This is a genomic window from Mesorhizobium sp. B2-4-15 (genome assembly GCF_006658505.1).
Classification (GTDB): Bacteria; Pseudomonadota; Alphaproteobacteria; order Rhizobiales; family Rhizobiaceae; genus Mesorhizobium.
Genome location: NZ_VFUZ01000010.1, coordinates 74,420 through 85,574 on the forward strand (window position 1 = coordinate 74,420; position 11,155 = coordinate 85,574).

Genomic DNA, 11,155 nt, shown 5'->3' on the forward strand with positions numbered 1-11,155 from the left:
GCTCTTGCTGCTGGACGAAGATCGGGTCAGTCGGCGTCGATCGCGGTCGCGATGCGGGCTATGGCCTGTTGATAGACGCTCGCGGAATTCCAGCCGGCAATGGCGCCCATATTCGCCTGCGCGCTCGCGCCGGCCTGCCAGCCATGCCCCTTGAGGAAGTTGGCGGTGGAGGCCAGCGCAGTGGCCTTGTCACGCAGGTTTCCGCTCCCCACGCCATATTTCAGGACATTCCCGGGCAGGAACTGTGTGTGGCCGATCTCGCCATGCATGGCGCCGACCGACGAGGCGGTCAACGTTCCGCGATCGACCAGCTTCAAGGCCGCAATGGCATGCGGGTGAAAGTAGTCCGGACGGCGGCAATCATAGGTCAGCGTCAAAATGGCCGAGATCGTGTTCTGGTTGCCCATGGAGGCACCGAAGCCGGTCTCCATGCCCCAGATGGCGAGCAGCACACCCGGCGATACGCCATAGTTCTGCTCGATCTGGTCGAACAACGCCGCGTTCGACTTCTTCAGCGCACGGCCCTTGGAAATGATCGCCGCCCCGCCACGGCGCTTCATGAAATCGTCCACCGAACCGCTGAAAGCCTTATGGATGGCGCGGTCGGCGGCGATCGTCCTTGTCGCGTAGGTCGCGCCGGCGAGAGCCGCCAGACCCCTCGAACCTACACCTTCGGCCTTGGCCTCCGCGGCAAAATCCTGTTTCCAGGTATCGAAGCCGGCGCCGTTCTTGCCACAGCTTGGCGCCGCCTGCGCGGTCGTCGCAAGCCCAAGCACAGCCACCACCGCGGCCGCTAAAATCCTACCCTTGGCAAGAAATGCCATGTTGTTCTCCTGGTTGCCTGATTCACGTCCCAGTTGCGAATTTGCCAGCGAAACGCACATTTGTCACCGTCCGCGGCGCCGTGCTGGCGAATGCCGGGGAATTTACCTACGATCAAGTAATTATTGTGGCGAACGCGGCCGAGAGCCGGCTGATCCACCTGCCGTGTTGCTGATTGGCGTCACCGTAGGGAACGACGTTTGAAGGCCCGCGTTTTCGAAGCGACACCTCCCCGCACGCCGAGACCGAGATGAAACTCTTCGACTGCCCGCAATGCGGCCACCGCCTGTACTTCGAGAACGCCCGGTGTCTGAACTGCTCCAGCCGCGTGCTCTACGACCCCGAACAGGCGCGCTTTGTCCTGTCCGGCGTCGACGGCATCATCCAATGCACCAATGCCGATGAATGCGCCTGCAACTGGATGGCCGAGCCGGGGCGGGTTTTCTGCCGTGCCTGCGCGCTGAACCAGTTGATCCCCGATCTCTCGGTCGACGGCAACCGCCGCCGCTGGATCCGGGTCGAGGCGGCGAAGAAGCGTGCCGTCTATTCGCTGCTCGCCTTCGGCCTGCCGGTCGCGCCCAAGCATGCGCCCGCCGAGGAGGTGGGCCTGGCGTTCGACTTCCTTGCCGATCCGATCGGCGGCGGCCCCGGCGGCGAACGCATCCTGACCGGCCACGACAATGGCCTGATCACGCTCAACGTTGCCGAGGCCGATTCCGCCGAGCGCGAGAAGCGCCGTGTCGAGATGGGCGAGAACTACCGCACGCTGCTCGGCCATTTCCGGCACGAACTCGGCCATTACTACTGGGACCGCCTGATCCGCGACGATCCGCAAAGGCTGGAAGCCTTCCGCGCCCTGTTCGGCGACGAGCGCGCCGACTACGAACAGGCGCTGAAGACTTACTACGCCAATGGTGCCGCGCCCGACTGGCAGCAAGATCACATCTCGGCCTATGCGACCTCGCATCCGTGGGAGGACTGGGCCGAGACATGGGCCCACCATCTGCACATCACCGACACGCTGGAGATGGTCCATGCGCTGAACTTCCCGCTTGGGCGGCTGGAGACGGTGGAGGCCAACGACTTGCCGCGGGGCGACACCGGCGGCCGGCTGCAGGCAGCCCCTTCCGAGCCTGCGAACAGACCCGAGCCTTTCGACAAGATCCTCGCCCGCTGGCTGGTGCTGTCGGAAGCCTCCAATTCGATCAACCGCTGCATGGGTCTGCCGGATCTCTACCCCTTCGTCATTTCGGACGTCACGGCTCGAAAACTGGCCTTCGTTCACGACCTTCTGACCGGTTTGCCGAAAGACGCGGGAACAAATCGTGAGTTGGCAACGGCGCTTTAGCCGGAACGCATGCGCCGCTGCGCCGTTTTCACCGCCGAGGGACCATGAAAACGGAGAGAACCCATGAAATCCCTGTTGTTTCCCGCGGTCGCCGGCATGTTGGCCGTGATGTCGGGTGCCGCGCTTGCCGACACAGCCGTCTCGGCCGTCACCGATCTCAACGTGCGCGCCGGCCCCGGCCCACAATATCCAGTCATCGGCGTGCTCGCCGCTGGCCAGTCGGCAACGCTCAATGGCTGCATCGAGAACAGCAAATGGTGCACCATTGCCGAAGCGGGCGGCCAGGGCTGGGTCTATTCCGACTATGTGACGGCCGATTTCGGCGGCAGCCGGGTGGTGCTGACGCAGCGGCCGCACGGTTCCAGCGTCGCGATCGTCTCGCCGCCGGAAGACATCGGCAACTACTCGAATGATTATACCGGCGCGATCATCTCCAGCGATCCGGTCGTGGGCGACTTTCCCGCGCCTCCGGCTGAAATCCGGACCTATGTCGATACCCACCGCGTCGACCCGGTCTATCTCGACGGCGAGGTGGTGACTGGCGCGACTTTGCCCGACACCGTCGAGCTGCGCACGATCCCGGACTATAAATATCGCTATGTCTATGTGAACGGTCAGCAGGCGCTGATCGACCCGCAGACACGGCGCATCATGTACGTGATGCGTTGACATAGGCTTTCTCAAGCGGCCGCGACAACACCGCCGCTCGAGCATGCAGGGCCAGTCGATGTTTCTGGCGCGCGCCTGGATCGGAAGTGCAGGCGCGCGCCGCTCCTTTGCGAAATCGATTCCGGTCTTCAGGCCCATCGGCTAGATCAGCAGGTGATGGATTCGGCAAAGGAACCGTCGTGATATCTGACCCTGCCGCCTTCGAACGTTACCGGCATTCGCCAAACCACAAAACCACCTTGTGGCGACTGTTTTTCGGGACAGGGATCGTCGTCCTGTTCTGGGTGATATCCACCGCGATCGTGTTGGTTGGCGGGACCTATGCCTTGTTTACCTGGCAGGCTTCGAAGGGCGGGGCCGCGCCTGCCGGCGGGATGCAGGGTTTCCTCGCCTCGCCCATCGGCATCCTCGGCGCGCTTGGCTCCTTCGCCGGAATCTGGATCGGCCTGTGGATCGCGATGCGCTGGGTCCATGGCGAACCCTTGTCGGCACTTCTTGGCAACAGCCGGCGTGTTTGCCGGCCGGATTTCCTCAAAGGGCTGGTCGCGGTGCTGATCACCTCGCTTATATCCGAAATCCTGCTCTACCTCCTGGAGCCCGGGATCGCGCGCGGCACGATTAGCCTGTCGTCCTGGTTGCTGTTCCTGATCCCGATCGTCGCGCTCACCTTGCTGCAGACATCGTCGGAAGAGGTGCTGTTTCGCGGCTACCTGCTGCGCGGTCTGGCCTACCGCTTCAGAAGCCCGTTCATCTGGGCGCTGCTGCCCGGCCTGCTGTTCACCGCGCTGCACTGGAGCACGAACTCATCCGCCGCCATCAACGCCTGCGTACTGGCCTCGATCGCCGCTTTCGCGCTGCTGCTGACGCTCGTGGTCTATGCCACCGGCAATCTGGGTGCCGCGCTTGGCGCCCATCTCGGCAACAATCTGACCGGCTTCCTGCTGATCTCGCATCAGGAAAGCTACAATTCCTTCGCCCTGTTCACCGCCACGCCGCTCGAAGGGTCGGGCTGGACAACGACGGACGCGGTTCTCATCGCCATGATCGGCATCGTCAGCAGCCTGCTGACGATCGTCTTGCTGCTTCATCCCCGCTCGCCCCTCAGGGTTGCTGCTGACACAGCCGAGCCAGCCAGCTGACACGGGCACGATGAAAATCTCTCGCAGGGCCGCCATACGCCTTGCTGCCCGGCCCTTGTCTTGACTCTTGCGCCGATTTCCTGTCTACACGCCTCGAATTCCGCGACGAGTATCCCTCCGAGCAAGCCGACCAGGACGCCGAAGCCTCTTTGAGGCCAAGTGCTGTAAACCGATCCTGGAGGCCAACACCCGGCAGCGCTGTGCGCCCCCGGGTGCTTTTTGGTTTTGGCTTTTGTTTGGACTGGGTTTTGCTTGGAGACGGGGCGCGAACGCATTACCTCTCGGGCACCATCCGGGTGTCAGGGAAAAGGACAAAGAATGTTTGAATCGCTGCAGGAGCGCCTTGGCTCCATCCTGAACGGCCTCACCGGTCGTGGCGCGCTGTCGGAGGCTGATGTCTCGGCAGCGCTTCGCGAGGTGCGCCGTGCGCTGCTCGAGGCCGACGTCGCGCTTGAAGTGGTGCGCTCCTTTACCGACAAGGTGCGCGAAAAGGCCGTCGGCGCCGCGGTGCTGAAGTCGATCAAGCCCGGCCAGATGGTCGTCAAGATCGTCCATGACGAACTGGTCGACATGCTCGGCGCAGAGGGCGTCGCCATCGATCTCAATGCGCCGGCGCCCGTCGTCGTCATGATGGTCGGCCTGCAGGGCTCCGGCAAGACGACGACTTCGGCCAAGATCGCCAAGCGGCTGACCGAGCGTCAGAACAAGAAGGTCCTGATGGCCTCGCTCGACACGCGGCGTCCCGCCGCGCAGGAGCAGCTGCGCCAGCTCGGCGAGCAGACCAAGGTGGCGACGCTGCCGATCATTGCCGGGCAGAGCCCCGTCGACATCGCCAGGCGCGCCGTGCAGGCGGCCAAGCTCGGCGGCCATGACGTCGTCATTCTCGACACCGCCGGCCGCACGCATATCGACGAACCGCTGATGGTCGAGATGGCCGACATCAAGAAGGTGTCGAACCCGCACGAGATCCTGCTGGTCGCGGACTCGCTGACCGGCCAGGACGCGGTCAACCTGGCGAAGAGCTTCGACGAACGCGTCGGCATCACCGGTCTGGTGCTGACCCGCATGGACGGCGACGGCCGTGGCGGTGCGGCCCTTTCGATGCGCGCCGTCACCGGCAAGCCGATCAAGCTGATCGGCACCGGCGAGAAGATGGACGGTCTGGAGGAATTCCACCCCAAGCGCATCGCCGACCGCATCCTGGGCATGGGCGACATCGTCAGCCTCGTCGAGAAGGCCGCCGAGAACATCGACGCCGAGCAGGCGGCGGCGATGGCCAGGAAGATGCAGTCGGGCAAGTTCGACCTGAACGATTTGGCCCAGCAGCTTCAGCAGATGTCCAAGATGGGCGGCATGGGTGGCATCATGGGCATGATGCCCGGCATGGGCAAGATGAAGGACCAGATGGCCGCCGCCGGCCTCGACGACAAGATGTTCGGCCGTCAGCTCGCCATCATCTCCTCGATGACCAAGGCCGAGCGCGCCAACCCCCACATTCTCAAGCACTCGCGCAAGAAGCGCATCGCGGCCGGCTCCGGCACCGACGCGGCAGAGATCAACAAGCTCCTGAAGATGCATCGCGGCATGGCCGACATGATGAAGGCGATGGGCGGCAAGGGCAAAGGCGGCGGCCTGATGCGCGGCATGATGGGCGGTCTCGCCTCCAAGATGGGACTTGGTGGTTTGGGGGGCGGCATGATGCCCGGTGGAATGGGCGGCATGCCGGACCTGTCGAAGATGGATCCCAAGCAGCTCGAAGCGTTGCAGAAGCAGGCGCAGGCCGCTGGTCTCGGCGGCATGAAGGGTCTGCCCGGCGGCCTCCCCGGCGGTGGCCTGCCCGGCCTGCCTGGTGGCATGAAGCTGCCGGGCCTGGGCGGCGGGCTGCCCGGCCTTGGCAAGAAGAAGTGAGGGGCGCGCTGTGAACGAGGAAAAAGACATGGCGGACGCCCGCATTGTCCTGGCCGGCTATCGCGCTTCGATCGACAATATCGACGCCGCGCTCATCCATATGCTGGCCGAGCGCTTCCGCTGCACCAAGGCGGTCGGCGTCCTGAAGGCGGAGCATGGCCTGCCGCCGGCCGATCCGGCACGCGAGCAGCAGCAGATAGCCCGTCTTCGCCAGCTGGCCAAGGACGCGCATCTCGATCCGGACTTCGCCGAGAAATTCCTCAACTTCGTCGTCCGCGAAGTGATCCGGCACCACGAACAGATCGCCGCTGCCAACGGCGTGACGAAAACCGGCTGACAACCAGCCACAATCTCATCAACGAAATCAGAGCTTTTAGGAGAGAAAGAAATGGCACTGAAGATCAGACTGGCCCGTGCGGGCTCGAAGAAGCGTCCTTACTACCACGTCGTCGTCGCCGACGCCCGTTCGCCGCGCGACGGCCGTTTCATCGAGTCGCTCGGCTCCTGGAACCCGCTGCTGCCGAAGGACGGCGAACGCGTCAAGGTCGACGCCGACCGCGTCAAGCACTGGCTGTCGCACGGCGCCCAGCCGACCGACCGCGTGCTGCGCTTCCTCGACGAGGCCGGCCTTGCCAAGCGCGACGCCCGCTCCAACCCGAAGAAGGCCGAGCCGGGCAAGAAGGCCCAGGAACGCGCGGCACTTCTGAAGAAGGCGCAGGACGACGCCGCTGCCGCTGTTGCGGCCGCAGCCGCCGCGCCGGCGGAAGAGGCCGCCACGGCGGAGTAATCGCTTCGCATCCCTAGCGGATACGAGAACGGCGGGCCTATGCCCGCCGTTCTGCTGTCCGCGGTCCCAAGAGCGCTTAATAGCCGCTCGGGCAGCGGTCGATATAGACCCGCCCATGGCGATCGCGGTACCGGCACTGGCCGCTTTCGCTGGCATGGCCGATCAGGGCGCCCGCCACGGCGCCGACAGCACCGCCGACGACAGCGCCCTGGACCGGATCCCCGGCAACGGCCGCGCCAACCGCGGCACCGCCAAGGCCGCCCACGGCCGCGCCTTTTTCCGTCTGCGAACATGCACCGAGCGCCGTCGCCAACACCAGAACAGTCAAGATCTTCTTCATTTTGGTTCCTCTCACACGCGGGTCGCCGTCTCGCCGCCAAGCCCTTAACTCTCAGACGGCTAATTTGATCCGAAAAGATCGAAGATCGAGGCACCGCGCGCTCGGACAAGCAGCGGCGTCCCACGCCGCTCATGCCTCGGTGTTGCGTTTCAGATTGGCGAGACCGGCCTCGAAATCCCTGCCGATCAGCGTGTCGAAATTCATGAAAAGGCCCATCAGCTTGGCGATGAAGGGCCGGCTGCCGCGCATCGCCCAACTGACGGCGGTGTTCTCGCCTGAGGGCACCAAGGTGAAGTCGACCGTGTTGTTGGCGCGGAACGGCTTCTCGAAATCGAGCTTGAGCGAAACCAGCGAGGACGGAACGGAAGTGACGATCTCCATGCGGCCCTTGCCGGCCTTGCCATTGCCTTCCCAGGCATAGGCGGCACCCTTGCCGCTTGCCGCGCCGGAGAGCGTCCGCTTCATATCCGGGTCGATCTTTTCATAGGGCGACCATGTCGGCCAGCGGCTGAAATCGTTGATCAGCGGGAAGATCGCTTCAGGCGGGGCTTTGATGGTGGCCGTGCGGGTGGTGACGAAATCATTCGGCCGTGTCGCGGCGTAGATGAGAACGGCGGCAATGATGATGACCAGGATGATGAGGATGGTGCTGAACATTTTTCTCTCCTCCGGAATTATCGGCTGAACGGGATCAGCGCGCGCACGCGGGGGTCGCGCAGATAGAGGCCGCCCCACAGGATGATGCCGAGATAGACGCCGAACAGCGTGTGCGAGAACAAAGGGTTGTCGACACGTACGTTGGTGGCGATGGCGCCGCCCATATAGGCGGTGAGCAGGATGGCGCCGAGCACCGAGGTGCGCGGCCATGCGTAGAGCGCCGTCGAGACCAGGCCGATGGCACCAAGCATGCGCGCGACATTCGGATCGGCCGGCCAGCCGAGCGGCACCATCGACTGGGTCACCACGTCGAGCGGCGGCAGCTTGATGGCGCCGTCGAAGATCATGAACAGGACAATGAGGCCGCTGAACACGCGACCGGTCCACAAGGCGCCGGACGAGACGGGCGCGGCTTCGGAAATGTTCATTGGTTCTTCCCTCCGGTTGGTTTGAGCCCTTTTGCGGGGTCGAACCAAGGACGCGGCATTGGGCGGCAATCCTACAGGGTCCTGGAGTCTTTTTGATCCGTCCGGTCGCGGGCGGCAAGCTGGACCGGATATTAGGAGAAGTAGAACCTCTGAGCCGGGATCATCTTCGGCGGCGTCTCGCCAAGCGCCTCGAACACCGAGATTTCGCAGACGCGGCACAGGCCGTCGAGGGCAAGGTCGTTGGCTTCGGTGCCGAACGGATCCTCGAGTTCTTCCGAAAGCGCGTCGAGACCGAAGAAGGTGTAGGCGATCAGCGCCGTGAACAGCGGCGTTGCCCAGCCGGCGGTCGAGATCAGGCCGATGGGTAGAAGCAGGCAGACGATGTAGGCCGTGCGGTGCACCAGCAGCGTATAGGCGAAGGGCAATGGCGTGCCGGCGATCCGCTCGCAGCCGGCCTGGATGGCCGATATCGACGCCAGTCTTTCATCCAGGATGCGGAAGCCGATCGCGTCGAGGTCACCGCCCCGGCGCTGGGCATTGGCGCGCCGGCCCATGCGCCTGACCATCTCGTCCGCCGGATTGGCGAAGCTTGCGGCCCGCTCCGCCTCGGCATCGATGAAGGCGCTGGCGTCTTTCACGCTGTCGATCTTGCGCAACTGTCCGCGCAGAAAGTGACAGAAGGCCAGCGCCTCCATCAGCAGGGCGCGCTGCTCGACCTGGTCGGGAATGAGGCTGGTGGTGGCGCGGGCCAGATTGCGGATTTCGAAGACCAGCGCGCCCCACAGCTTGCGCGCCTCCCACCAGCGGTCATAGGCGGCATTGTTGCGGAACGAAAGGTAGATCGACAAGGTGACGCCCACCAACCCGAAAGGCGCGATGCTGAAGGCGCCGAGGTCGAGGTGAAACTGGCGCGCCACGACAAGAATGACCGCCGAATAAAGCGCGAAGCCAAGGATCTGCGGCAGGATGCGCGGCACCACGGAGCCGCGCATGACGAAGAACAGCTGCAGAAAGGTGGGGCGCGGGCGAACGATCATCGAAGGGCCTTTCACGGACCGGCGTCGGCCCTCAACTCCTGTATTGTGCGATCGGACAGATGCGCAAGCCCGGCCGCCAGCGACATCGCGATGTCGCGCGGTGTGCGGACTATCGGCATCCGGCAGTTGCGGATATTGAGGAAATTGCGCGGCGGTGAGGCATCCCTGTTCAGGCGAGAAAAATGACCGGCGAGACCGATCTGAAAAAGCTGCTGGCATCGATGACGCCGGAATTGCTCGATGGCACCTATGTCTTCGCGACGCTGGCGCCCGGCGTTCTCCGGCCGGAAGGCCTCGATCCGGTCATGATGTTTCGCGAGCGCGAGGGCACGACGTTGATTGTAACTGAGATGGCCGCCCATATCACGGGGCTGGCCGCTTCATTCCGCTGCCGGATGATCACGCTGAACATTCACTCGTCGCTGGAAGCAGTCGGCTTCCTCGCCGCCATCACCGCGCGGCTCGCCGCCGCCGGCATGGGCGTCAATCCGGTCTCGGGCTTTTATCACGACCACCTGTTCGTCCCCGCGGACCGGGCTCGGGAGGCATTGGGGTTGCTGCGCCAGTTGGCCAGGGACAACGCAGGCTGAAATCAGCACCTGCGAACATAGGTAGGTGCAGGCCTTCCCTTCTCCCCTTGTGGGAGAAGGTGGCCGAGCGAAGCTCGGTCGGATGAGGGGTGCTCCAGAAAGCACCGATGTCTCATTCCTTCCAGCACCCCTCAACCGTCTCGGTGCTGTGCGCCGATCCACCTTCTCCCACAAGGGGAGAAGGAAGAGAGGCGCCGAGCCCGCGACCGCGGGCCGCCGGTCGTCCGGCGCCCTCGCGGAGGGCCCGCCGCGGCAGCGGCGACACGGCCCGTGAGCGAAAACTAAGCCGCCTTCTGCTTCGGCTGGATCAGGCCACGCTCGATCAGCAACTCTGCGATCTGCACGGCGTTCAGCGCCGCGCCCTTGCGCAGATTGTCGGAGACGACCCACATCGACAGGCCGTTGTCGACGGTCGAATCCTCGCGGATGCGCGAGATGAAGGTGGCGTCCTCGCCGGCCGATTCGAGCGGCGTGATGTAGCCGCCGTCCTCGCGCTTGTCCAAGACCTGGCATCCGGGGGCATCGCGCAGGATGTCGCGTGCCTCGTCGGCGGTGATCGGCTTTTCGAACTCGATATTGACCGCTTCCGAGTGGCCGATGAACACCGGCACGCGCACGCAGGTCGCCGTCAGCTTGATCTTGGGGTCGAGCATCTTCTTGGTTTCGGCGACCATCTTCCACTCTTCCTTGGTGAAGCCGTCGTCGAGGAAGACGTCGATATGCGGGATGACGTTGAAGGCGATGCGCTTGGTGAACTTCTTGACGTCGACCTGATCGGCGACGAATACCGCGCGGGTCTGGGTAAAGAGCTCGTCCATGCCTTCCTTGCCCGCGCCGGACACCGACTGGTAGGTGGCGACGACGACACGCTTGATGGTCGCGACATCATGCAGCGGCTTCAGCGCCACGACCAGCTGCGCCGTCGAGCAGTTCGGATTGGCGATGATGTTCTTGCGTGTGAACAGCGAGATCGCATCCGGATTCACTTCCGGCACGATGAGCGGCACGTCCTGGTCGTAGCGGAAGGCCGACGAATTATCGATGACCACGCAGCCCTGCTTGCCGATCTTCGGCGACCATTCCTTGGAGACGTTGCCGCCCGCCGACATGATGCAGATGTCGGTGTCGGAAAAATCATACTGGTCGAGCGGCCTGACCTTCAGCGTACGGTCGCCGAACGACACTTCCGTGCCCATGCTGCGCCGCGAGGCCAGCGCCACCACTTCGCTAACCGGAAAGCCGCGCTCTTCCAGTATGTTGAGCATTTCCCGGCCCACATTGCCCGTGGCGCCGACGACTGCAACCTTGAAACTCATCGAAATCTCCTGTCCCTCTCCGCTTGGTTTGTTGGAGAAAACCCGCCGGCCGATGCGGGTTCCGTCCCCCGGGCCGGACCCGGGAGAGGGTGGTTAGGCCAAGGGAATCACACC

The 11,155-nt window shown here is 64.0% G+C and carries 13 protein-coding genes; 7 read left to right on the forward strand and 6 right to left on the reverse strand.

Annotated features, from left to right (window positions below):
* Positions 1 to 26: 26 nt before the first annotated feature.
* Positions 27 to 824, reverse strand: a complete 798-nt coding sequence (locus FJ930_RS14150) for a lytic transglycosylase domain-containing protein (protein WP_141838433.1) — start codon at positions 822 to 824, stop codon at positions 27 to 29.
* Positions 825 to 1,072: 248 nt separating this feature from the next.
* Here FJ930_RS14150 and FJ930_RS14155 point away from each other — a divergent pair, with 248 nt between their 5' ends.
* The 6 genes from FJ930_RS14155 (at position 1,073) to rpsP (ending at position 6,673) form a co-directional block, all read left to right on the forward strand.
* Entirely contained in the window at positions 1,073 to 2,170 is a 1,098-nt protein-coding gene (locus tag FJ930_RS14155) for a putative zinc-binding metallopeptidase (protein ID WP_141838435.1), read from the forward strand.
* Between the two features lie 63 nt (positions 2,171 to 2,233).
* Positions 2,234 to 2,839, forward strand: a complete 606-nt coding sequence (locus FJ930_RS14160) for a DUF1236 domain-containing protein (RefSeq protein ID WP_140740336.1) — start codon at positions 2,234 to 2,236, stop codon at positions 2,837 to 2,839.
* Between the two features lie 179 nt (positions 2,840 to 3,018).
* On the forward strand, positions 3,019 to 3,978 hold the full coding sequence (locus tag FJ930_RS14165; protein WP_141838437.1) for a type II CAAX endopeptidase family protein: 960 nt from the start codon (positions 3,019 to 3,021) through the stop codon (positions 3,976 to 3,978).
* A 318-nt stretch (positions 3,979 to 4,296) separates the two neighbouring features.
* A complete protein-coding gene (gene ffh / locus FJ930_RS14170) occupies positions 4,297 to 5,886 on the forward strand; it encodes a signal recognition particle protein (protein ID WP_141838439.1) in 1,590 nt (529 codons plus the stop codon).
* Between the two features lie 10 nt (positions 5,887 to 5,896).
* The gene (locus FJ930_RS14175; protein ID WP_140610224.1) at positions 5,897 to 6,223 is read left to right on the forward strand and encodes a chorismate mutase; all 327 of its coding nucleotides are present in this window, start codon (positions 5,897 to 5,899) and stop codon (positions 6,221 to 6,223) included.
* Between the two features lie 51 nt (positions 6,224 to 6,274).
* Positions 6,275 to 6,673, forward strand: a complete 399-nt coding sequence (rpsP, locus tag FJ930_RS14180; RefSeq protein WP_140695945.1) for a 30S ribosomal protein S16 — start codon at positions 6,275 to 6,277, stop codon at positions 6,671 to 6,673.
* A 76-nt stretch (positions 6,674 to 6,749) separates the two neighbouring features.
* On the opposite strand, the gene FJ930_RS14185 is transcribed toward rpsP, so the two are convergent.
* From FJ930_RS14185 to FJ930_RS14200, 4 genes are all read right to left on the reverse strand, one after another.
* Entirely contained in the window at positions 6,750 to 7,013 is a 264-nt protein-coding gene (locus FJ930_RS14185; RefSeq protein WP_140740348.1) for a YMGG-like glycine zipper-containing protein, read from the reverse strand.
* 129 nt (positions 7,014 to 7,142) lie between these two features.
* Entirely contained in the window at positions 7,143 to 7,670 is a 528-nt protein-coding gene (locus tag FJ930_RS14190; protein WP_141838441.1) for an SRPBCC family protein, read from the reverse strand.
* Positions 7,671 to 7,687: 17 nt separating this feature from the next.
* A complete protein-coding gene (locus FJ930_RS14195) occupies positions 7,688 to 8,098 on the reverse strand; it encodes a DoxX family protein (protein WP_141838443.1) in 411 nt (136 codons plus the stop codon).
* Between the two features lie 131 nt (positions 8,099 to 8,229).
* Positions 8,230 to 9,135: a bestrophin family protein gene (locus FJ930_RS14200; RefSeq protein WP_141838445.1), complete on the reverse strand. Its 906-nt coding sequence runs from the start codon at positions 9,133 to 9,135 to the stop codon at positions 8,230 to 8,232.
* Positions 9,136 to 9,317: 182 nt separating this feature from the next.
* Between FJ930_RS14200 and FJ930_RS14205 the strand changes: the two genes are divergently transcribed.
* Positions 9,318 to 9,725 carry an ACT domain-containing protein gene (locus tag FJ930_RS14205; protein ID WP_141838447.1) on the forward strand — a complete coding sequence of 136 codons (408 nt, stop codon included), beginning with the start codon at positions 9,318 to 9,320 and terminating at the stop codon, positions 9,723 to 9,725.
* 281 nt (positions 9,726 to 10,006) lie between these two features.
* Here the strand turns inward: FJ930_RS14205 and FJ930_RS14210 are convergent, their stop codons facing one another.
* Positions 10,007 to 11,041, reverse strand: coding sequence for an aspartate-semialdehyde dehydrogenase (locus FJ930_RS14210; protein ID WP_140740365.1), 1,035 nt, complete (start codon positions 11,039 to 11,041; stop codon positions 10,007 to 10,009).
* Positions 11,042 to 11,155: the final 114 nt, after the last annotated feature.

Coding starts and splice junctions, on each gene's coding strand:
- FJ930_RS14205 (WP_141838447.1), top strand. CDS start 9,318: ATGACCGGCGAGACCGATCTGAAAAAGCTGCTGGCATCGATGACGCCG.
- FJ930_RS14195 (WP_141838443.1), bottom strand. CDS start 8,098: ATGAACATTTCCGAAGCCGCGCCCGTCTCGTCCGGCGCCTTGTGGACC.
- FJ930_RS14190 (WP_141838441.1), bottom strand. CDS start 7,670: ATGTTCAGCACCATCCTCATCATCCTGGTCATCATCATTGCCGCCGTT.
- FJ930_RS14150 (WP_141838433.1), bottom strand. CDS start 824: ATGGCATTTCTTGCCAAGGGTAGGATTTTAGCGGCCGCGGTGGTGGCT.
- FJ930_RS14155 (WP_141838435.1), top strand. CDS start 1,073: ATGAAACTCTTCGACTGCCCGCAATGCGGCCACCGCCTGTACTTCGAG.
- rpsP (WP_140695945.1), top strand. CDS start 6,275: ATGGCACTGAAGATCAGACTGGCCCGTGCGGGCTCGAAGAAGCGTCCT.
- FJ930_RS14200 (WP_141838445.1), bottom strand. CDS start 9,135: ATGATCGTTCGCCCGCGCCCCACCTTTCTGCAGCTGTTCTTCGTCATG.
- FJ930_RS14210 (WP_140740365.1), bottom strand. CDS start 11,041: ATGAGTTTCAAGGTTGCAGTCGTCGGCGCCACGGGCAATGTGGGCCGG.
- FJ930_RS14160 (WP_140740336.1), top strand. CDS start 2,234: ATGAAATCCCTGTTGTTTCCCGCGGTCGCCGGCATGTTGGCCGTGATG.
- FJ930_RS14185 (WP_140740348.1), bottom strand. CDS start 7,013: ATGAAGAAGATCTTGACTGTTCTGGTGTTGGCGACGGCGCTCGGTGCA.
- ffh (WP_141838439.1), top strand. CDS start 4,297: ATGTTTGAATCGCTGCAGGAGCGCCTTGGCTCCATCCTGAACGGCCTC.